We start from the raw sequence: 21,977 nt of genomic DNA, 5'->3' as shown, positions 1-21,977 counted from the left end.
ATTATTCTCCCCGGGCCAACAGCGCAGCCCCCAATAATCCAGCGTCATGACGGTAATGCGCTGCCAGTAATTCCACGTGATAGGCCGCTGGCTCTTGTGCCAGATAATGTTCCACCAGCGCCAGATACCCTTCAGCCAGCCCAACGCTGCCGCCAATGACCATGCACTGGCAATCGGTCATGGCCTTCACATCAGCGACAAGCCTTGCCAATGTTCGCGCTGAGCGATGGATCAACTGGCTTGCCTGCTCATCACCCTGCCCGGCACGGCTAAAAATAGTTTTGGCGTCGCATCCGGCAAGCGCGCCTTCAGCAGCCGCCGCGATCCCACGACCAGATGCGATCGCTTCAACGCAGCCCACACGCCCGCAGCCACACACGGGTCCATGCGGATCGGCCAGCGTATGTCCCAGATGCCCGGCCAGACCGCCGACTCCGGTCAGCAGTTTCCCAGCACTCACTACCCCGCCGCCCACGCCGGTGGAAACAGTAATAAACACCATATCGCGATACTCGCCGCCAAGCGCATGATACTCAGCCCACGCCGCGGCCTGCGCATCATTGACCGCCAGCGTCGGCAAACCGGTGAGATCTTTTAGCGTTTGCCGCAGCGGAAAATGCAGCAACCCGCCGAGGTTATGCGGATTCAGCGCCAGCAGAGAACCCTCACGGATAATCCCCGTCGAGGCGATCGCCACCCGCTTCGCCTGCTCTTGTAGTGGCGCAATCAGTGCCTGTAACGCGGCGCGCAGCGCATCCGGCGTTTTGCTGGCAGGCGTTGGCAATTCACGCCGTTCGCGGATTTGCAGACTGCTGTCCACCAGCGCGGCAGCCAGTTTGGTGCCGCCAATATCAATCGCCAGCGTAGTCATGACGCAGCCTTCTGCATCGCGGTGATAAGCTTTTTATCCCACAGCTCAAATAACGACATCGTTCTTCCCTTTCGCTAGTTGCCCGGTTTAGCGCCGGGCAACCCGATTAACTTTTGGATTTCACCATGGTGCTTTTGTCACCGCCGAACGGCACGGCCCCGCTAAATGGCCGACCATCGATGGCATCATGCGTGCGTAACGCCTCAGGGCGCAGCCAGCGCTGTACGCGGGACGGCATATCGAGACCAATCAGCAGGATCACCACAAATGTCAGGCCGAAGGAGAGCGATCCCAGCGCAGTACCCAGATCCAGACGTTGTGCAATCAACGCGCCGATGATCGGCGCCAGTGCCCCGCCCAGCGCCCCAACGTTGTAGGTGAAGCCCAGACCCGCAGCACGCTGGTCGGTATCGAAATAGCCGCCGATTAATTTCGGTAAGATCCCGGAGATCCCCTGACCGAGCATTTGCTGGAAAAACAGCAGCAAACCGAGTACCCAGACGTTAGAACCACCGATCGCAAACACCGGAATAATCAGCAACTGCGAGGCCAAAAGACTGCAGACATAGGCTTTACGGGTACCCAGCCAGTCGCCAAGAAACCCACCGACGCAGCAACCGACCGCCGCGCCAAAGCCGCTAAAGAAGAGCACTCTGGCAACCGTTGAGGGGTCATACATGAGTTCGGTTTTCAGATACGTGGGCAGCAGCGCCTGAATCGGCCACGAGTAAAGGAAAGCGAACAGCACGACGACCATCAGCATGACGCCCGTGGGCCAACGCTTACCACTGCTTTGCACCATAAAGCTAATGAAGATAAATGCGCATATCAGTCCGAGAATCGCCACGATAGCCGCATTTTGCAGATTGCCCGCAAAGCAGAACCACAGCGCGGTTGCGGCGGCGAGAGTCATCAGAATATTGATAACCCGATGTTCGCCCCGGTAGAGAATGTCCACCATCGTCCGCACCGGCGCTTTGCCTTCGTGTTTCTCTTTCCAGTCTTCCGCTTCCGGAATATTTTTACGCAGCCAGAGGGCGAAGATAATCGGCAGAATGCCGATAAAAAACAGCGCGCGCCATCCCCAGACCGGGACCACCAGGCTGTAAACCTGGGCGGCGACCACGGCACCAACGGAGAAGCCGGAGATCAGGAAACCACTGGCTTTGTTACGCAGGTGTTTAGGCCAGCTTTCAATGACATAGGTGGCGCTGGAACCGTACTCGCCGGCCATCCCCATCCCAATAACCAGGCGGGCGATAAACATGGTGGTGTAACCCGGCGCGAAGCCGCAAGCCAGCGTCCCCACAGAGAACAGTATGATGCTGGTAACCATCGCCAGGCGGCGTCCGTAACGGTCGCCCATGGCCCCCAACATTAACCCGCCAAACCAGCGGGAGATAAAGGCGGCTGAGATCAAACTGGCAGCCTGCACCGTCGTCAGACCGAATTCGCCTTGTACTTCCGTCAGCACAAGGGCGATTAACACAAAATCAAAACCATCAAGTAAATATCCCAGCCAGGCGGCGGAAAATGCCCGCCATTGCGCCCGATTGAGATGGCGATACCACGGGATGCTCTGGGTAGAAGTACTCATTTTACTCTCCCGACGATTTTTGTTGTTGTGCCGGATAGCGGCTTTGCCTTATCCGGCCTACGGTCGAAAATCCAGGCCGGGCGAGCGAAGCGCCCCCGGCGACCCGCGATTACGCCTTTTCCGCCAGCAGTTGGTTAGCCAGCGCTTTCAGTTCCGGCAGATAGCGTTCATCTACCGGGGCAAACGGCTTACGACACAGCGGAACAGAAACCACGTCCATATAGTGCAGTACCGTTTTCAGGCCACGGAACACGCCAACCTTAATGAGCAGATCGATAACCTTATTGCACTCAGTTTGCAGCTTTTGTGCCGTCCGGATATCGCCTTCTTTGAGCGCTTTCACAATTCCCTGATAACGCCATCCCATGATGTTGTAAGTGCTACCGATACCGCCATCTGCGCCCGCCAGCAAACCAGAAGCGAAAATCTCGTCATAACCGTTATAAAGCACCAGATCGGGATGAGCGCGGCGGATCTGTTCCATCTGATAGAGATCGCCGGAAGTTTGCTTCAGCGCGCCAACGCCAGGTAGCGTCACCAGCGTGTTGATCTGATCCAGCGTCAGTTTTACGCCGCTCAGCGCCGGGATGTTATAGACCACCATCGGCAATCCATTCGCTGAATCAATAATTGCGCGGTAATGATCGCAGTGCTCTTCGAAGCTGAACGGATAGTAAAACGGCGTGACGGCTGAAACCGCATCAAAGCCGTAGCGATACGCGGCGCTCGCCAGCTGCTGGCTCTCTTCGGTGCTCACGGTGCCAACGTGGGCGATAAGCGTCACCTTGCCTTTCGCTTCTTCGGCAACAATTTCCAGCACCTGCTCTCTTTCAACGCGATTTTGGACAAAGGCCTCGCCCGTAGAGCCACCGACATAGAGCCCATCAATACCCTGGCCAATGTTGAAACGCACCAGCCGGCGCAGGCTCTCAACATCCAGCCGCTGTTGGTTATCGAATGGGGTTAACAACGCTGGCATTACGCCTTTTAGATCTCTTGCCATAACTACCTCTGTCGATGATTAGTGTTATCTGACTGCATACCTTTATACCTGTTATACCAGATCAAATAAGCAGCAATACAATACAGAACGCTTATAGTGCGATCTGCTTCACTAAAAGATCGTCAGGATCGCGATCACTTACGCAAGTTTTTATTTTTGCTGAAGGCGTGCCAGGTTGCGGAAACGCTGTTGAGGTGTTCTTGCAGTGCGCGGTCAGCTTCTTCAGGATCGCGCTGGCGAATTGCGTCGACAATGGCGATATGCTGCTGATAACTCACGTTGTTGTGCTCATACAATTCTTGATCGGCAACGGTCGGGCGGGCAGCAATCAGCCAGTCTAACAGCGCAACATGGATCGCCATAAAGATGGGATTCCCCGGGATCTCCGCCAGTACGCGGTGAAAATCAACGTCCGAGCGAATGAACAGCGTATTGTCATCCAGAGACTGGCTGTTGATCTCCAGTGCTTTCGCCAGTCTGTCGATTTGCTCGTCAGTAGCATGTTCTGCGGCATATCGTACCAGGCTGGATTCAAAGAACAGTCGCAACTGCTCGAAGTGGGCTATGCCGCCGGGATGCGCGAGGAAATCTTTGGCCATACCGGAGAGCTCGCTGATAATGGTATCAGCCGAAGGACGCGAAACGCGGGCGCGCTCGCCGTTGTTGATTTGTACCAGGCCTTTGCGTTTTAACGCTGCCAGCGCTTCTCGTACAGAAGGACGGCCCACGTTAAAGAAGGCCATCAGCTCCCGCTCAGACGGCAGTTGTTCCCCCTCGCCAAATTCCCGACGACGGATCATCTGCTCCAGTTCTTCTTCAACCATCTCAGACAGTTTTTTACGCGCCAGCGGGCGATTGCGTAAGCTACGGCCAATGGTGGATGGAGAGTCTTCAGCTTGCGAATCAAATGCGTTCATAGGGTCCATTCAGCTAAGTCGTGGTGACAAACAACAGCGGGTTAATCCTAACACAGGATCGAAAGCAGGGTGAAATGATGGTCATCCAGACAGTCTGGCTTATGAATAATATATTTAATATTAATATTATATTTCGCTTAAACATGCTGATTATCTTTAATTAAACAAGACCATACCAGCTTCGTGAAATTTATGAATATGAACGTGATAATTTATCATAACCCACTATTTTATAACAAAAAATAAATTAACCATTGCATTAAAAATAAGATATCCACTCCATAAAAAGTGCCCAGAAAAATATAACATCCATTTTGACAACAGCATTATTACCGGATTTATCATCTTCCCTGGCATGGAGTGAAACAATGTTCGGCATTATTATCTCTGTCATCGTTTTATTAACGATGGGTTACTTGATCCTCAAAAACTACAAACCCCAGGTCGTGCTGGCCGCAGCCGGGATCTTCCTGATGATCTGCGGCGTCTGGCTGGGTTACGGCATGCTGGTCGCTGACGATAAAAGTAGCGGCTATCTCCTGGTCGATATTTACAACGAAATTCTGCGTATGCTCTCAAATCGGGCGGCAGGGCTGGGGTTATCCATCATGGCGGTGGGCGGTTATGCCCGTTATATGGACAGGATGGGGGCCAGCAGAGCGATGGTTAGCCTGTTAAGCCGACCGCTGAAGCTAATCCGTTCCCCCTATGTCGTGCTGGCCGCCACCTATGTGATTGGTCAGATCATGGCGCAATTCATTACCAGCGCTTCCGGGTTAGGCATGCTGCTGATGGTGACGCTTTTCCCAACGCTGGTCAGTCTTGGCGTGAGTCGATTATCCGCGGTTGCGGTCATTGCTACCTCGATGTCGATTGAATGGGGCATTCTGGAAACCAACTCTATTTTTGCCGCGCAGGTCGCGGGCATGAAAATCGCCACCTACTTCTTCCATTATCAGCTCCCCGTCGCCTCATGCGTTATTGTCGCTGTCGCCATTGCGCATTTTTTCGTACAGCGCCGATTCGATAAAAAAACGTTACCGGAAAACAATGGGTTCGCTGAGCAAAAGACGCTGGAAGATGTGCCCCCGCTGTATTACGCCATTTTACCGGTGATGCCGCTGATCCTGATGCTGGGTTCACTGTTGCTGGCACATATGGGATTAATGCAGGCAGAGCTGAATCTGGTGGTGGTGATGCTCATGAGCATGACGCTGACCATGTTTGTCGAATTCCTGCATAAACATAATCTGCGCGAAACAATGGATGATGTGCAGGCTTTTTTTGACGGCATGGGGACGCAGTTTGCCAACGTTGTCACACTGGTGGTCGCCGGTGAGATCTTTGCCAAAGGGTTGACGACTATCGGCACAGTGGACGCCGTGATTAAAGGCGCGGAACACTCCGGCCTGGGCGGCATCGGCGTGATGATCATCATGGCCGTGGTCATCGCCGCCTGCGCGATCGTCATGGGATCAGGCAACGCACCGTTTATGTCTTTTGCCAGCCTGATCCCGGATATTGCCGCCGGGCTGCATATTCCGGCAGTGGTGATGATTATGCCGATGCATTTTGCCACTACGCTGGCGCGCGCGGTATCACCCATTACCGCGGTGATTGTCGTAACTTCAGGGATTGCCGGCGTGTCGCCCTTTGAGGTGGTAAAGCGCACCGCTATTCCGATGGCAGTAGGATTTGTGGTGAATATGATAGTCACCATCGCGCTGTTTTATTGATTGCGGAGCCAGAAAACAGAACAGGCCCGAAAGGGCCTGTTTTTTATTTCACTATTTACTTCACTACGCGTAGCGCTGGGCGCCCGCCGCGAGGCGGCGGCGGAGTGTCATCCGGATCGTTGTCGTCGCTGTTGTCAGGCTTATCGCCATCAATGACCGACATAACCGTTTCACTCTCAAAACCAGACGCTTCGTTGTCGTCATCATTTAAGCTGGCGACATCTTCGTCGTAGGCGGCTTCCGGTTCAAACATCGTACCGGCGCCGTTTTCACGAGCATAAATAGCCAGAACCGCAGCCAGCGGGACGGAAACCTGACGCGGCACACCACCGAAGCGCGCGTTAAAGCGTACTTCGTCGTTTGCCAGTTCCAGGTTCCCCACCGCGCGCGGTGCAATATTCAGAACTATTTGCCCGTCACGTGCGTATTCCATCGGAACCTGCACGTCCTGGAGCGTCACATCCACCACCAGATGCGGCGTGAGCTGGTTGTCTAACAACCACTCATAGAATGCGCGCAGCAGATACGGACGGCGTGGTGTTAGCTGTGGCAAATCCATACAGGTTAACCCCGGCCCAGACGCATTTCACGTTCAGGCTCAGTCAGAGAAGCCAGGAAAGAATCACGTTCAAAGACGCGAGTCATATAACCTTTCAGTTCTTTCGAACCGGCACCGTTGAATTCAATACCCAACTGCGGTAAACGCCACAGCAGCGGCGCCAGGTAGCAGTCTACCAGGCTGAACTCATCGCTCAGGAAGTAAGGTTTCTGACCGAATACTGGCGCAATTGCCAGCAGCTCTTCGCGCAGGCGCTTACGCGCGACCTCGGCTTCAGAAGCGGAACCGTTCACGATGACGTTCATCAGCGTGTACCAGTCTTTTTCGATACGCTGCATGTACAGGCGGCTTTCACCACGCGCAACCGGGTAAACCGGCATCAGCGGCGGATGCGGGAAGCGCTCATCCAGGTATTCCATAATGATGCGAGATTCCCACAGGGTCAGCTCACGATCCACCAGTGTCGGTACGCTCTGATTCGGGTTGAGGTCGATCAGATCCTGAGGTGGATTGTCCTTCTCCACGTGCTCAATCTCGAAACTAACACCTTTTTCAGCCAGCACGATGCGGACCTGATGGCTATAGATGTCAGTAGGACCAGAAAACAGCGTCATTACCGAACGTTTGTTGGCAGCGACAGCCATGAAAACCTCCAGGTATATTCAGAATTTTTACTGCTACCAGCCACTCAGTGACCAGCCAGAAGTGATGTCACCCAGACTCAGGAAAGCCATTACTGTTTAAAATACAAACAAAAAATGAGCGATACCTGACATTTGGGCAGAAAATTGGATGATAGTTTACCAGATTTTGTGACCTTTGTGGTGAGTCGATTCTTGAAATGGGAAAAAAGAGGTGGCAATCAGCGGATTACCGTGGTTCAAGGGAGAGAAATAGTGATAAAAAACCCGCCGAAGCGGGTTTTTTCGCAAATTGTTGTCTGCCAAAGCAGAAAGCAATTAACGTTTGGAGAACTGCGGACGACGACGTGCTTTACGCAGACCGACTTTCTTACGTTCAACCTGACGAGCATCACGGGTAACGAAGCCAGCTTTACGCAGTTCGCCACGCAGGGATTCGTCGTACTCCATCAGAGCGCGGGTGATACCGTGACGGATCGCACCAGCCTGACCAGAGATACCACCACCTTTAACAGTGATGTACAGATCCAGTTTCTCAACCATGTCGACCAGTTCCAGCGGCTGACGAACTACCATGCGGGCAGTTTCACGACCGAAGTACTGTTCCAGAGAACGTTGGTTGATTACGATTTTACCGTTGCCCGGTTTGATGAAAACGCGAGCTGCGGAACTTTTGCGGCGACCAGTGCCGTAGTATTGATTTTCAGCCATTGCCTATAATCCCGATTAGATGTCAAGAACTTGCGGTTGCTGTGCCGCGTGGTTGTGCTCGTTGCCAGCGTAAACTTTCAGTTTACGGAACATAGCACGACCCAGAGGGCCTTTTGGCAGCATGCCTTTAACCGCGATTTCAAGCACACGCTCAGGACGACGAGCGATCATCTCTTCAAAGGTCGCTTGCTTGATACCACCGATGTGGCCGGTGTGGTGATAGTACACTTTGTCAGTACGCTTGTTGCCAGTTACAGCAACTTTGTCAGCGTTCAGAACGATGATGTAATCACCGGTATCTACGTGCGGAGTGTATTCCGCTTTGTGCTTACCGCGCAGGCGCAGAGCCAGTTCGGAAGCCAGACGACCCAGAGTCTTACCGGTCGCGTCAACAACATACCAGTCGCGTTTTACGGTTTCTGGTTTAGCTGTAAAAGTTTTCATTAAAAGCTTACCCAAATAAATAAGTTACACGTAGGTGTTCACCCAAACGTTTTAGTCAGTTGAGGTTCACACGACAAAGTCCGGCAAACCTACCCCTTCGAATAGCCTATGCCGGCGAGAAAGTTTTGGGAAAAAACTCTCTTGTAACGTGGGGTCGCAAGATTATAGAGAAGTCAGGGTCAAAGATCGACCCCTTTATGTGATTTGCGGCAGGTTTAACCGGCTAAATGTTCCCGCTTCAGGTACTCCTCGCTTTGCATCTCCTGCAAACGCGACAAACAACGCTGAAATTCAAACTTCAGACGCTCGCCCTGGTAGATCTCATATAAGGGAGATGCCGCACTCACCACCAGCTTGACGTGGCGTTCGTAGAACTCATCCACCAGCGCGATAAAGCGCCGCGCTTCGCTTTCCATCAGCATCGTCATGACCGGCACATCAAACAACAGCACCGTGTGGAACAGACGCGACAGCGCAATATAGTCATGCTGACTGCGAGCATCGACGCAGAGCGTGGTGAATGACACCGCCAGCGTTTGGTTTTCGACAGCCAGCGTCTGCATCGGACGATGGTTAATCTCCAGCATCGGCGCATGTTCACCTTTGGTTCCCGCTAATGCCAGCCACAACTTATCCATCTGCTGGCGGGTTTCATCATTCAGTGGCGACAACCACAAATGCGCCTGCGTTAAGGTGCGCAGACGATAATCGACGCCGGCATCGACATTCATAATGTCACAATGCTGCTTGATGGCATCAATGGCAGGAAGAAAACGCGTGCGTTGCAAACCGTTACGATACAGTTCGTCAGGCGGAATATTGGAGGTCGCCACCAGCGTGATGCCTCGGGCAAACAGCGCCTTCATTAAGCCGCCAAGCAGCATGGCGTCGGTGATATCAGAAACAAAAAATTCGTCAAAGCACAGCACGTCCGTTTCGGCCTTAAAGCGGTCGGCAATGATTTCCAGCGGATCGCTATGCCCCTGCAGGGCGGTAAGCTCTTCATGGACGCGCAGCATAAAACGGTGAAAGTGCAAACGCTGTTTACGCCCCCCCGGCAGACTATGGTAGAACAGATCCATCAGCCAGGTCTTTCCACGTCCGACTCCGCCCCACATATACAAACCACGCACCGGCGGGTTGGTCGGCGACTCACGCTTGCCCAGCAATTTGCCAAACCGCGCCATCAGACCAATCTCCTGCGGCGCAGGTCGAGCTGGCGTCGTTAGCGCCTGGAAAATGGTTTCCAGTCGATTCACGGCTTCTTGTTGTACGCTGTCGGGCTGATGAGTGCCCTCTTTAAGGGCTTGCTGGTAACGCGATGTCGGGGAAAGGCTTTGCATGATGTTATTGTTATTCCTTGAGAATCGATGTGCCGTCGCTCACGGTTGACGAAAAAAAGGCCGTTCTACATTACGTGATATAAACACGGGATTCCACTTCTACGGGATTAGCGGTTATAGTGGCATAATCAGGCGCAGGCATGGAGCCTAAAGCCAACACCCTACGGAAACACAAGACAACGGGAGATGTTCATGACCTGGGAATATGCGCTAATTGGGTTAGTCGTCGGTATCATTATTGGTGCTGTAGCCATGCGTTTTGGTAATCGTAAATTACGCCAACAGCAGGCATTGCAGTACGAACTGGAAAAAAATAAAGCTGAGCTGGAAGAGTACCGCGAAGAGCTGGTGAGCCACTTTGCCCGCAGCGCTGAATTGCTGGATAACATGGCGGACGATTATCGTCAGATCTACCAGCATATGGCGAAAAGCTCGAGCAACCTGCTGCCAGGTATGTCGCCGGAAAACAACCCGTTCCGTAATCGTCTGGCAGAGTCCGAAGCTGGCAACGATCAGGCGCCGGTTCAGATGCCGCGTGACTATTCTGAAGGGGCCTCCGGCCTGCTGCGTAGTGGCGCAAAGCGCGACTAAACGCACATCATTAAGAAATTTATTGGGCGCAGTAATTGCGCCCTCCGCTTCTCTTCCCGTCCCAGCTATTATTTAGTCGTTAGCCTCATTGTGACCAAACCGAAAATTCAATAACATCAAACTGTTTTGAATCATCTTCCGTTTACTCAAGGTACGAGAGCAGGATCCATGAAAAAACAAACCCAGCTGTTGAGTGCATTAGCGTTAAGTGTCGGGTTAACTCTCTCGGCGCCATTCCCGGCCGTTGCGTCGATTCCCGGCCAGGTTCCCGGTCAGGCTGCGCTTCCCAGCCTCGCCCCGATGCTGGAAAAAGTGTTGCCTGCCGTGGTGAGCGTTAGGGTCGAAGGCACCGCAGTCCAAGGACAGAAAGTCCCGGAAGAGTTTAAAAAGTTTTTTGGTGATGAGCTTCCCGACCAACCTTCACAACCTTTTGAAGGGCTGGGCTCAGGGGTCATTATTGATGCCGCAAAAGGCTACGTCCTGACCAATAACCACGTCATTAATCAGGCGCAAAAAATCAGCGTTCAGCTTAACGATGGCCGAGAGTTCGAGGCGAAGCTGATCGGCAGTGACGATCAGAGCGATATCGCCCTGCTGCAAATTCAACACCCCAGTAACCTGACGCAAATCGCCATTGCCGACTCCGACAAACTCCGCGTGGGTGATTTCGCGGTAGCCGTGGGTAACCCGTTCGGTCTCGGGCAAACCGCCACTTCCGGCATTGTATCGGCGTTGGGTCGCAGCGGTCTGAACCTGGAGGGTCTGGAAAACTTTATTCAGACCGACGCCTCTATCAACCGGGGAAACTCCGGCGGCGCGTTACTTAACCTCAACGGTGAGTTGATTGGCATTAACACCGCGATTCTGGCGCCCGGCGGCGGCAGCATCGGCATTGGCTTTGCGATTCCGAGCAACATGGCGCGCACGCTGGCGCAACAGTTGATGCAGTTTGGCGAAATCAAACGCGGTCTGTTAGGGATTAAAGGTACCGAAATGACCGCCGACATCGCCAAAGCGTTCAATCTGAATGTGCAACGCGGCGCGTTTGTCAGCGAGGTTCTGCCTAACTCAGGTTCTGCCAAGGCGGGGGTGAAATCCGGTGACGTCATTACCAGTCTCAACGATAAACCACTCAGCAGCTTTGCCGAACTGCGTTCACGCATTGCGACAACTGAACCAGGAACCAAGGTCAAACTGGGGCTACTGCGTAACGGTAAACCGCTGGAGGTTGAAGTCACCCTTGATACCAGCACGTCATCGTCCGCCAGCGCAGAAATGATCGCCCCTGCGTTGCAAGGCGCTACGCTCAGCGATGGTCAGTTAAAAGATGGCACCAAAGGCATCAAAATTGATAACGTTGAAAAAAGTAGCCCAGCCGCGCAGGCCGGTCTGCATAAAGATGACGTTATCATTGGCGTTAACCGCGATCGCGTAAACTCGATTGCCGAAATGCGTAAGGTGCTGGAAACGAAGCCGTCGATCATTGCTCTGCAAGTGGTTCGCGGTAACGAGAGTATTTACCTGCTCCTGCGTTAACGCATTAAACCGGACATCCCCTCCCCGTGTGATGTCCGGTAAACTCGTGATATGCTGCTGCCGTTCCCTTTTTTAATGACGCCGCCATCATGTTTGTGAAGCTTTTACGTTCGGTCGCGATTGGTTTAATCGTCGGCGCCATTCTGCTGGCGGCGATGCCCTCTCTGCGCAAAATTAATACTCTTTCCACACCGCAGTTCGACAGTGCAGATGAAACGCCCGCCAGCTATAACCCCGCGGTTCGCCGTGCTGCACCTGCCGTCGTTAACGTTTATAACCGCAGTATGAACAGCACTGCGCATAACCAGCTTGAGATCCGTACGCTCGGCTCAGGCGTTATCATGGATCAGCGCGGCTATATCATTACCAATAAGCACGTCATTAATGATGCTGACCAAATCATCGTCGCATTACAGGATGGACGTGTATTTGAAGCGCTGCTCGTGGGCTCTGATACGTTAACCGACCTTGCGGTGCTGAAAATCAATGCGACTGGCGGACTGCCGACAATCCCCATTAATAACAAGCGCGTGCCGCACATTGGCGATGTGGTGCTCGCCATCGGTAACCCGTACAACCTTGGGCAAACCATTACCCAGGGGATCATTAGCGCCACCGGCCGTATTGGGCTAAACCCGACAGGACGCCAAAACTTCCTGCAAACGGATGCCTCCATCAACCACGGTAACTCCGGCGGTGCGCTGGTCAACTCATTGGGTGAACTGATGGGCATTAATACGCTGTCATTTGATAAGAGTAACGACGGCGAAACCCCGGAAGGTATTGGCTTTGCCATTCCGTTTCAGTTGGCAACCAAAATTATGGATAAGCTGATTCGTGACGGGCGCGTGATTCGCGGCTATATCGGCATCAGCGGTCGTGAAATTGCGCCACTGCACGCGCAAGGCAGCGGGATGGATCAAATTCAGGGGATAGTGGTTAACGAAGTGGCTCCGGACGGTCCGGCAGCCCAGGCAGGTATTCAGGTCAACGATCTGATCATTTCAGTCAATAATAAACCGGCAGTATCCGCTCTTGAGACCATGGATCAGGTGGCCGAAATTCGCCCAGGTTCGGTCATCTCCGTGGTCGTGATGCGCGATGACAAACAGCTGACGCTGCAGGTGACGATTCAGGAATACCCGGCCACCAACTAACGTCACGTCCTGGCTGCCTACTTACCATGAAAAACCGGAGCACATTGGCTCCGGTTTTTATTAGGCGATATCGTCGAGAGTTAGCACGTAATGCCTGATAGCGCGCAGCTTTCAGGCCTACAAATACACGCTGGCCTCTCTTCGCGTTACTTAACGAATTCTTCGCCCAGAGTGATATCTTTCTTCAGCGTGTCCAGCATGCCTTCCAGCGCGCTTTGCTCAAACGCGCTCAGCTTACCGATCGACTGACGCTCTTCTACGCCGTTTTTGCCCAGCAGCAACGGCTGAGAGAAGAAGCGAGCATACTGGCCGTCGCCTTCAACGTAAGCACATTCAACCACGCCTTTTTCGCCGCTCAGTGCGCGAACCAGTGACAGGCCGAAACGTGCTGCGGCCTGACCCATAGACAGGGTAGCAGATCCGCCACCGGCTTTAGCTTCCACAACTTCAGTACCCGCGTTCTGGATACGTTTGGTCAGGTCAGCCACTTCTTGCTCGGTGAAGCTCACACCAGGAATTTGTGACAGCAATGGCAGAATGGTCACGCCAGAGTGGCCGCCAATAACCGGGACTTCAACGTCGCCAGGCTGTTTGCCTTTCAGTTCCGCAACAAAGGTATTGGAGCGGATAATGTCCAGCGTGGTCACGCCAAACAGTTTGTTCTTATCGTATACGCCTGCTTTTTTCAGCACTTCTGCAGCGATAGCAACGGTCGTGTTTACCGGGTTGGTGATGATACCGATACATGCTTTCGGACAGGTTTTAGCAACCTGCTGCACCAGGTTCTTCACGATACCGGCGTTGACGTTGAACAGGTCGGAACGATCCATACCCGGTTTACGCGCGACGCCCGCAGAGATCAGTACCACATCAGCACCTTCCAGTGCAGGGGTAGCGTCTTCGCCGCTGAAGCCTTTGATTTTCACAGCAGTAGGGATATGGCTCAAATCAACGGCCACACCAGGCGTTACTGGAGCGATGTCATACAGGGAGAGTTCTGAACCTGAAGGCAGTTGGGTTTTTAACAGTAATGCTAGCGCCTGACCGATACCACCAGCAGCGCCGAGGACTGCAACTTTCATCCTAAACTCCTTATTATATTGATAAGCAAAGTGTCTATTGCTCCGCGGCGGCGACCTTAATTCACAAATCCAACGAATACAACAACCACGCGTCAAGAATGCGTAGTCACGCAAATTTGGCTTTTATGCATTTAACTTACGTAAAATAAAACCTAAGTTACGTAATTCAAAACCACCCGCACAGTAGAGCAACTTTCCAACAGGTGCTGACAATATACCCTACCCACCTCTCAAAACAACATCAATTTGATAACAATTAATTTACTTTTAACCTTATTTGCGAGCCGTGACACAGGCATGTTTCTTGATAACGAAATTTGATAAAATTCCGCTCTTTCATAACATTATTTCAGCCTTTACCAGGGCAGACCGTTTGCATAAAAATTCATCTGTATGCACAATAATGTTGATTCTACCGCCATATTACGGGTGACTTATGCGAAGCTCGGCAAAACAAGAAGAATTAGTGAAGGCGTTTAAAGCGCTACTTAAAGAAGAAAAGTTCAGCTCTCAGGGCGAAATCGTCCTCGCCTTGCAGGATCAGGGCTTTGATAATATCAATCAGTCCAAGGTTTCACGCATGCTGACCAAGTTTGGCGCCGTGCGTACACGCAATGCGAAAATGGAAATGGTGTACTGCCTGCCGGCAGAGTTGGGGGTGCCGACAACCTCCAGCCCGCTGAAAAATTTGGTACTGGATATCGACTACAACGATGCAGTCGTGGTTATTCACACCAGCCCCGGCGCCGCTCAGTTGATTGCCCGTCTGTTGGATTCGTTGGGTAAAGCGGAAGGTATTTTGGGAACGATTGCCGGTGACGATACCATCTTCACCACGCCAGCTAAGGGTTTTACGGTAAAAGATCTGTACGAAGCCATTCTGGAGCTGTTCGAACAAGAACTGTAATACCTCCTTCCCCGTCGTCTCCCGGCGGGGAAAAACCTCTGCTTCCCCCTCTTGGTTCTATTTTCCACTGCCATTCATTTAACAAATGGTGCGTTTAACCGCTAAAATTCGTTCACATAGTGAATATGAAGGCTGAAAAACGCACATTTTGCAAAATACAGTATCTAATTGATTTTACTTAATTTAATTCTATATGAATGTTAAAAACGCCAGTTTTAATTCCTTTAGGTTATAAAAAACAATCTCCTTAAAACCTAATAACCATAGAAACAATTAGCGTGGTATTAATTTATCGCGTTATTAGTGTATACTTGATTTTGTGATGAGGGTCACGAAACAAGACCCACAATAAAAGAATTCGACGAGGTAAATATCATGAAAATCAAAACTACTGTTGCAACTTTAAGTCTTCTTTCTGTTCTCTCTTTCGGTGCAAGCGCCGCGGTTACTCAGGTGAACTCACAAGAAGCACAGAACCTGCAATCCATGGGTAGCATCTCTGTATCTCAGATCGGTAGTTCACCAATGGATATGCGTCAGGCTATCGCCGCTAAAGCTGAAAAAGCGGGTGCCAGCAGCTATCGCGTCACTGAACTCCGTGAAGGTGCTCACTGGCACGCGACTGCAGAACTGTACAAATAAACCCTCGTCGTCTAAACCGACGACTTGCCCCCGCCTGCCGGGGGCTTTTTTGTACCTTACATTGAGTGACGAACATTAAAACGCAACTGCCCTTCCAGCTCTTCTTCCGCTTCATCGAACAGTAATATTAATGCGCCATATCGCCTGCGTAGTTTGTCCGGCAAATGGACAAATTCAATCTCCACCGGCAGCGGCAAGACATCTCCGGTAACGACCTCCCACAGAGAATCTAAATCGACCACTTTTTCCCGGGTCAGACCAAATGCGCGCGTGAACTCGCGGTAGAAATCACCCTGGTCTTCTATCTCGTCAAAATCAAACGTATAGATGTTCATCTATAGCCACCATCCCGACGCCAGTCACTCTACGGACCACCAATATGCAGGGCCTCCCGCATTTCAGGTAAGTATAGCCATAAAAAAACCGACGCTTCTGGCATCGGTTTTTTGTGCTTAATTGCTGGTCAGCGCGTGCTGGTATTTGTGTAGCATCCCACTGAGTCGTTTTACCGGCTCGGTCACCTGTGGAGGGGCTTGCCAGATGATTAACTTCTCCTGATAGATCTCAAGCTCTTCCAGCAACTGGCTAAAGTAGCGGCGGCGTTTATCGTCATTTCCTGCTGAAATCACATGATCGGCGGTGCGACGCAGCTGGCGATGGAAGGCAGATAAATCCTCATTTACCGGTACCGGCGCATCGCGCAGACGCTGATGCGCGATAATCATCGTCAGCGCCAGGCGAAACTTCGCCAGGTCGCCGGGGAATTTGTTCATCAGTAAAAACAACTGCTGATAAAGCGCCGGAAGGTGGTTTTCTTTACGACGAACCACGTTGGTAGTCATTGCAGAAACCGCCGCGGAGACAAACTGGTTGAGTAACACGCGACCAGTTCTGTCCCGCGAGTTATCGCGCACCAGCAGAATGACGATAAACGCCAGCACACAACCAACAATCTGCCCCAGCGCACTGTCAAGAAACTGGCTAAAGTGGAAGGTCATCGGGTTATCCAGCACGATGATATTAATGGTGCTGGCCAGCGCGCCCATCGATCCCAGCCGTCGTTTCTGCACCTCGATTCCCAGAAAGAATCCCAGCACGGCCAGGCTCAGACACAACAACAGCATACTTTGCTGCGTATTGGGGATAATCACCAGAAAATAGAGCGCCCCGAGTGGTAATGCCGCCAACGTACCGTAGATAAAATCTATCGCCACCATCCGAGGGTTAGGCAGGCGCATTGCCAGCGAGGTGACAACCGCAATCATCACCATCGCGCCGCTGCCGGATGTCCAGCCGGTCCACAGCCAGAATAAGGTGCCCAGCACACAGGAGAGCGTGGTACGCCAGAAGTTGACCATCGCATGGTGACGCTCGGCGGACTCCACTTTCACTACCGGCTCGCCTTGCAGGATCTCTTCTTCCGTCGCGCTAATTTTTGTATTACTCACCACACCGCGTTTCAGTAGCAAGTAGCGCGTCGCCGCACCTGCCCAGCTATAAATCGTTACCGGTGTTTCACGTTCGCCAGTCCAGACAATAACCCGACGCATCCGCTTCAACTGTTTATGGACATCCTGCACCGTTTCAACCGGCGTATCGAACAACTCGCGGAAGGTGTCGGTGATAAGTTCCGGGCGGGTATTTTGAATAAGGTAAGTTTCACAGGACTGAGTAATGAGCGTGAGCGACAGCGTGTTTAATGCTTTGAGTCTGCGATTAGCACGCACCCAACGTGAAGACTCCATATTGAGGTTGCTGCGCATGCCCTCCAGCGCCGCCGTTCGACGGACTAAATCGCCCCAGGCTTTGTCCACTTCTTCACTGTCGCCATGCTTTATACACAACTGCATAAGCTGATACTGCGCCACCAGCAGGCTGTCCAGTTCGACATCAATTTCCTGTTTCACCGAGCGGGGCGAAAAGAGCAGATCGGCAACAATGGCGCAGACAATCCCCATCACAATCTCGCTGCAACGCTCAAGTGCAAATTGCGGCGTCAACAACGGTTCAGCCTGGATAGTAATGACGATGATCAGCGCCGTATAACCCGAAAGTCCCCAGGCATAGGAATTCTCGATCTTCACCAGCGACGAGATCCAGGTACAAAAACCGGCCCAGATACAACACACCAGGATCATCAACAACGGAGCGCGGATCATGCTGATAATAATGATCAGGGCGGCAATACAGCCAATAAATGTGCCGACGATACGCAGCATCCCGCGGTAGCGGATGGCGCCTGAATAGGGTTCCCCACCGGCGGCAAAAGCCGGGCCTGCTGCCACAATTGCCGCGGTCAACACCGCCCAACGCGGAGTCTCAAGCTGAAAGTGAAAACCAACGAACAGCGCCAGGACAATTGCGCACGCCAGTTTTACCGCGAAGCGGATATGCTGGTTAGCAATGGAAAAAATACCCATCGCAATTATCCGAACTCGCGCAGGCGGTGCGCCATTTTACGGAAGAAGGATTCCTGACTGGCATCGCGATCCTGCTTGCCGGTGATAACAACGGTAGCCGTCGTCCCGGCTGGCCACAGGGTTCCCTGCTGCTCATCAAGACGAATGCGCACCGGTACACGCTGTGCCAGACGGACCCATTCAAGATTGGAATCAATGGTCGCCATACCTTTTGCGTCTCGCGTGCTGCTGGCATTCGTTACGCCAGCCGCCACGCTATCAACGGTACCCTTCAACACATTATTGCTACCAAGCGGGGTAATTTCAGCGCGATATCCAGGGCGTACGCCTTCCAGCTTGGTTTCTTCCATATACGCCAGGACATAGAACGAGTGCTGTTTTACCAGCGCTACCGCCGTGGAGCCTCGGGTAATAAATTCGCCGCTGTAAACATTCAGGTTAGTCACCCAACCATCCGCTGGCGCACGAATAACGGTACGTTCAAGATCCAATTTTGCCAAATCGCGGGTCGCTTGCGCCTTCGCCAACTGGTGTAATACGGTTTGCAGTACGTTGTTAGACTGATCAATCTCTTCACGAGACATGGCCTGCACGCCCAGACGGTTACGACGACCGGCTTCCTGACGTTTTTCCTGCGCCAGAACCTGGTAATAAGAGACGTCGGCTTCAGCCTGTTCGAGGGCTTTTTTATAGCGCGGCTGGTCGATGGTAAACAGCACCTGATCCTTTTTCACCAGTTGGTTATCATGGACGTTAACGTTGGAAATAAGACCCGCAACGTCCGGCGCAATGGCGACGACATCAGCGCTGAAACGCGCATCACGCGTCCACGGCGACTCGGTGTAGAACACCCATGCGCGAAAAATAGCAATGAAGGCCAGAATGACCAGTACGAGAGTCATGGCCGTACGGGAGAGTTTTTTTGTTAGTGTTTTCACTTCAACCTCAAACGAACAGGCGCGTTATTAAATAGAACAGGCAGCAATACAGCGCGGTGTTAAACAGAGCCGGATGCCAGACAAAATCATAGATGCCAGTTGGAACCAGCACCCGGCGCACCAGCCAGAAAATCGCCAGTGACAAAAGCAATTCGAAAAAAATCGGTGGGAAGGACAGACCAAACACCACGATAACGGGAAACAGACTCATGTTGACCTTGGTAGCTTAAGAGAGTGCAGGTGATAGATTTTCTAGCGTATGTCACCGCAGAGAAGGGCAAGGAAGAGCCAGGCGAGAGCGACATAGCCGTTATTTGAATAATAATATATTAACGTAACTGTTATGCTGTTATCTATATTATGTGATCTAAATCACTTTTAAGCCAGAGTGAATAATGGAACGATTAAAACGTATGTCGGTGTTCGCCAAAGTTGTCGAACTGGGCTCCTTCACCGCCGCCGCAAGACAGCTGCAAATGAGCGTTTCATCGATAAGCCAGACGGTCTCTAAACTGGAAGATGAACTACAGGTCAAGCTGCTAAACCGCAGTACGCGCAGCATTGGGCTAACCGAAGCCGGTAAAATTTATTATCAGGGCTGCCGTCGAATGCTGCACGAAGCGCAGGATGTGCATGAGCAGCTGTATGCCTTTAATAACACTCCTATCGGCACATTGCGTATTGGCTGTTCTTCAACCATGGCACAAAATGTCCTCGCCGGGCTGACGGCGAAAATGCTGAAAGAGTACCCCGGCCTGACGGTAAATCTGGTCACCGGCATCCCGGCACCGGATTTAATTGCTGATGGCCTGGACGTGGTCATCCGCGTCGGCGCGTTACAAGACTCCAGCCTGTTTTCACGTCGTCTGGGAGCCATGCCGATGGTGGTCTGCGCCGCTAAAAGTTATCTCGCCCAGTTTGGCGTTCCGGAAAAACCTGCCGATCTCAGCAATCACTCATGGCTGGAATATAGCGTGCGCCCGGATAACGAATTCGAGCTTATCGCCCCGGAGGGGATCTCTACCCGCCTGATTCCAGAAGGGCGCTTCGTCACTAACGATCCGATGACGCTGGTGCGCTGGCTGGCCGCAGGCGCGGGTATTGCCTATGTACCATTGATGTGGGTGATCAATGAGATCAATCGCGGCGAAGTGGAGATCCTGCTTCCCCGCTACCAGTCGGATCCGCGTCCGGTCTATGCGCTGTACACCGAAAAAGACAAACTGCCGCTTAAGGTTCAGGTAGTGATTAACTATCTGACGGATTATTTTGTCGATGTGGCGCAGCTGTTTCAGGGAATGTATGGTCGAGGGAAAGAGAAATAAAAGAGTCCAGGCCGGATAAGGCGTTGACGCCGCATCCGGCAAGATGCCCGATGGCACTGACGCTTATCGGGCCTGGATCATGATGCTATGCGGTGCCGCCGACCGTCAAATTATCGACCTTCAGCGTCGGCTGGCCCACGCCCACCGGCAGGCTTTGCCCTTCTTTACCGCAAACGCCTACGCCGTTATCCAGTTTCAGATCGTTACCTACCATCGAAATTTGCTGCATCGCTTCGATACCGGAGCCAATCAGCGTCGCGCCTTTCACGGGTTTGGTCACTTTACCGTTTTCAATCAGATACGCTTCGGACGTTGAGAACACAAATTTCCCGGAGGTGATATCCACCTGACCACCGCCGAAGTTCGGCGCATAAATGCCGTATTCGACGGATTCAATGATTTCCTGCGGCGTTGATTTGCCCGGCAGCATATAGGTGTTGGTCATCCGCGGCATCGGCAGGTGCGCGTAAGATTCACGGCGTCCGTTACCCGTTGGCGCCACACCCATCAGGCGCGCATTCAGTTTGTCCTGCATGTAGCCTTTCAGAATACCGTTTTCGATCAGCACGTTGTACTGGCCCGGTGTACCTTCGTCATCAATAGCCACGGATCCACGACGGTCCGCCATTGTGCCATCATCCACTACGGTACACAGTTCTGACGCGACCAGTTCACCCATATGACCGCTAAATACCGAGGTACCACGGCGGTTAAAGTCGCCTTCCAGACCATGACCGACCGCTTCGTGCAGCAGAACGCCAGGCCAGCCAGCGCCGAGTACCACCGGTAACGTACCTGCCGGCGCGGCTACTGCGGACAGATTGACCAGCGCCATGCGCACAGCCTCTTTCGCCCACGCGTCGGCACGAACGTCACCATCGAGATCGCCAAGGAAATAGTCATAGCCAAAGCGACCGCCGCCACCGCTCGCGCCGCGCTCACGTTTACCGTCTTCTTCGACCTGTACGCTGACGGACAAACGCACCAGTGGACGGACATCCGCGGCCAGCGTACCGTCGGTCGCCGCCACCAGAATCAGCTCATAAACACCGGTCAAGCTGGCGGTCACTTCCTGAACGCGCTTGTCAGCAGCACGCGCAACGCGGTCAACGCGACGCAGAATATCCAGTTTCTCTTCGCGGCTCATGCTTTGTAACGGATCGACCGAAGTGTAAAGCGCCTGATGCTCTACCGCACCCAGCGTTTTTACTTTGCCGTCACCACTGTCGCGCACAATAGTCCGGGCAGCATGCGCACTTTGCTCCAGCGCCAACAGGCTAATCTGGTCTGCATAAGCAAACCCCGTTTTTTCGCCGCTGATGGCGCGTACGCCAACACCCTGATCGATATTGTAAGAACCATCTTTAATGATGCGATCTTCTAAAACCCAGGATTCGTGATAGCTCGACTGAAAATAGAGATCGCCGTAATCGAGACGGCGTTCGGCCAGTTGGCCCAGAATGGCAAACAGATCCTGATGTTTCAGGCCATTCGCCGCTAGCAATTGTTCACTTACCAGGTTCAGACTCATCGTTTTGTTACTCATTTAATTCTGCC

The 21,977-nt window shown here is 52.6% G+C and carries 22 protein-coding genes; 7 read left to right on the top strand and 15 right to left on the bottom strand.

Features of this window, described 5'->3' with window-relative positions; translation table 11 throughout:
- Nucleotide 1: 1 nt before the first annotated feature.
- From nanK to nanR, 4 genes are all read right to left on the bottom strand, one after another.
- Nucleotides 2-871, bottom strand: coding sequence for an N-acetylmannosamine kinase (gene nanK, locus FDW97_RS02875; protein ID WP_087856902.1), 870 nt, complete (start codon nt 869-871; stop codon nt 2-4).
- Between the two features lie 106 nt (nt 872-977).
- Nucleotides 978-2,468, bottom strand: a complete 1,491-nt coding sequence (gene nanT, locus FDW97_RS02870) for a sialic acid transporter NanT (RefSeq protein WP_038634306.1) — start codon at nt 2,466-2,468, stop codon at nt 978-980.
- Between the two features lie 109 nt (nt 2,469-2,577).
- The gene (gene nanA, locus FDW97_RS02865; protein WP_110496719.1) at nt 2,578-3,471 is read right to left on the bottom strand and encodes an N-acetylneuraminate lyase; all 894 of its coding nucleotides are present in this window, start codon (nt 3,469-3,471) and stop codon (nt 2,578-2,580) included.
- A 134-nt stretch (nt 3,472-3,605) separates the two neighbouring features.
- Nucleotides 3,606-4,397 (bottom strand): transcriptional regulator NanR, encoded by a 792-nt coding sequence (nanR, locus tag FDW97_RS02860; RefSeq protein ID WP_137350625.1) that lies wholly within the window; start codon nt 4,395-4,397, stop codon nt 3,606-3,608.
- Between the two features lie 359 nt (nt 4,398-4,756).
- Between nanR and dcuC the strand changes: the two genes are divergently transcribed.
- The gene (dcuC, locus tag FDW97_RS02855) at nt 4,757-6,124 is read left to right on the top strand and encodes an anaerobic C4-dicarboxylate transporter DcuC (RefSeq protein WP_069324410.1); all 1,368 of its coding nucleotides are present in this window, start codon (nt 4,757-4,759) and stop codon (nt 6,122-6,124) included.
- Nucleotides 6,125-6,179: 55 nt separating this feature from the next.
- On the opposite strand, the gene sspB is transcribed toward dcuC, so the two are convergent.
- From sspB to zapE, 5 genes are all read right to left on the bottom strand, one after another.
- A complete protein-coding gene (sspB, locus tag FDW97_RS02850) occupies nt 6,180-6,683 on the bottom strand; it encodes a ClpXP protease specificity-enhancing factor (protein WP_038634317.1) in 504 nt (167 codons plus the stop codon).
- Nucleotides 6,684-6,688: 5 nt separating this feature from the next.
- Nucleotides 6,689-7,327 (bottom strand): stringent starvation protein SspA, encoded by a 639-nt coding sequence (sspA, locus tag FDW97_RS02845; RefSeq protein ID WP_003025132.1) that lies wholly within the window; start codon nt 7,325-7,327, stop codon nt 6,689-6,691.
- A 315-nt stretch (nt 7,328-7,642) separates the two neighbouring features.
- Nucleotides 7,643-8,035: a 30S ribosomal protein S9 gene (gene rpsI, locus FDW97_RS02840; RefSeq protein WP_000829815.1), complete on the bottom strand. Its 393-nt coding sequence runs from the start codon at nt 8,033-8,035 to the stop codon at nt 7,643-7,645.
- A gap of 15 nt (nt 8,036-8,050) precedes the next feature.
- Entirely contained in the window at nt 8,051-8,479 is a 429-nt protein-coding gene (gene rplM / locus FDW97_RS02835) for a 50S ribosomal protein L13 (protein ID WP_003025141.1), read from the bottom strand.
- A gap of 215 nt (nt 8,480-8,694) precedes the next feature.
- Entirely contained in the window at nt 8,695-9,822 is a 1,128-nt protein-coding gene (zapE, locus tag FDW97_RS02830; RefSeq protein ID WP_137350624.1) for a cell division protein ZapE, read from the bottom strand.
- Between the two features lie 192 nt (nt 9,823-10,014).
- Here zapE and zapG point away from each other — a divergent pair, with 192 nt between their 5' ends.
- The 3 genes from zapG to degS all read left to right on the top strand — a co-directional run bounded on the left by zapG (nt 10,015) and on the right by degS (nt 13,106).
- A complete protein-coding gene (zapG, locus tag FDW97_RS02825; RefSeq protein WP_003025147.1) occupies nt 10,015-10,413 on the top strand; it encodes a Z-ring associated protein ZapG in 399 nt (132 codons plus the stop codon).
- A gap of 168 nt (nt 10,414-10,581) precedes the next feature.
- Complete coding sequence (degQ, locus tag FDW97_RS02820) at nt 10,582-11,949, top strand: serine endoprotease DegQ (RefSeq protein WP_038634331.1); 1,368 nt, start codon at nt 10,582-10,584, stop codon at nt 11,947-11,949.
- An 89-nt stretch (nt 11,950-12,038) separates the two neighbouring features.
- Entirely contained in the window at nt 12,039-13,106 is a 1,068-nt protein-coding gene (gene degS, locus FDW97_RS02815; RefSeq protein WP_137350623.1) for an outer membrane-stress sensor serine endopeptidase DegS, read from the top strand.
- A 146-nt stretch (nt 13,107-13,252) separates the two neighbouring features.
- Here degS and mdh read toward each other — a convergent pair whose 3' ends face one another.
- Complete coding sequence (mdh, locus tag FDW97_RS02810) at nt 13,253-14,188, bottom strand: malate dehydrogenase (protein ID WP_069324412.1); 936 nt, start codon at nt 14,186-14,188, stop codon at nt 13,253-13,255.
- 436 nt (nt 14,189-14,624) lie between these two features.
- Here mdh and argR point away from each other — a divergent pair, with 436 nt between their 5' ends.
- Both argR and yhcN read left to right on the top strand, forming a co-directional pair.
- Nucleotides 14,625-15,095, top strand: coding sequence for a transcriptional regulator ArgR (gene argR, locus FDW97_RS02800; RefSeq protein ID WP_003025162.1), 471 nt, complete (start codon nt 14,625-14,627; stop codon nt 15,093-15,095).
- 375 nt (nt 15,096-15,470) lie between these two features.
- Nucleotides 15,471-15,737: a peroxide/acid stress response protein YhcN gene (gene yhcN / locus FDW97_RS02795; protein ID WP_038634340.1), complete on the top strand. Its 267-nt coding sequence runs from the start codon at nt 15,471-15,473 to the stop codon at nt 15,735-15,737.
- Between the two features lie 56 nt (nt 15,738-15,793).
- On the opposite strand, the gene FDW97_RS02790 is transcribed toward yhcN, so the two are convergent.
- The 4 genes from FDW97_RS02790 to aaeX all read right to left on the bottom strand — a co-directional run bounded on the left by FDW97_RS02790 (nt 15,794) and on the right by aaeX (nt 19,306).
- A complete protein-coding gene (locus FDW97_RS02790; RefSeq protein WP_038634342.1) occupies nt 15,794-16,072 on the bottom strand; it encodes a hypothetical protein in 279 nt (92 codons plus the stop codon).
- 117 nt (nt 16,073-16,189) lie between these two features.
- Nucleotides 16,190-18,157 (bottom strand): p-hydroxybenzoic acid efflux pump subunit AaeB, encoded by a 1,968-nt coding sequence (gene aaeB, locus FDW97_RS02785; protein ID WP_038634345.1) that lies wholly within the window; start codon nt 18,155-18,157, stop codon nt 16,190-16,192.
- Nucleotides 18,158-18,162: 5 nt separating this feature from the next.
- Nucleotides 18,163-19,095 carry a p-hydroxybenzoic acid efflux pump subunit AaeA gene (gene aaeA / locus FDW97_RS02780; protein ID WP_038634348.1) on the bottom strand — a complete coding sequence of 311 codons (933 nt, stop codon included), beginning with the start codon at nt 19,093-19,095 and terminating at the stop codon, nt 18,163-18,165.
- A 7-nt stretch (nt 19,096-19,102) separates the two neighbouring features.
- A complete protein-coding gene (aaeX, locus tag FDW97_RS02775; protein WP_003025177.1) occupies nt 19,103-19,306 on the bottom strand; it encodes a p-hydroxybenzoic acid efflux pump operon protein AaeX in 204 nt (67 codons plus the stop codon).
- 184 nt (nt 19,307-19,490) lie between these two features.
- Between aaeX and aaeR the strand changes: the two genes are divergently transcribed.
- Entirely contained in the window at nt 19,491-20,420 is a 930-nt protein-coding gene (gene aaeR / locus FDW97_RS02770; protein WP_038634351.1) for an HTH-type transcriptional activator AaeR, read from the top strand.
- 85 nt (nt 20,421-20,505) lie between these two features.
- Here the strand turns inward: aaeR and tldD are convergent, their stop codons facing one another.
- Nucleotides 20,506-21,951: a metalloprotease TldD gene (tldD, locus tag FDW97_RS02765; RefSeq protein WP_038642897.1), complete on the bottom strand. Its 1,446-nt coding sequence runs from the start codon at nt 21,949-21,951 to the stop codon at nt 20,506-20,508.
- Nucleotides 21,952-21,977: the final 26 nt, after the last annotated feature.

Source organism: Citrobacter sp. wls708 (assembly GCF_005281255.1).
GTDB classification, from domain to species: domain Bacteria; phylum Pseudomonadota; class Gammaproteobacteria; order Enterobacterales; family Enterobacteriaceae; genus Citrobacter; species Citrobacter werkmanii.
Note: the sequence above shows the minus strand (reverse complement) of the source record. Positions and strands in the feature narration are given on the sequence as shown.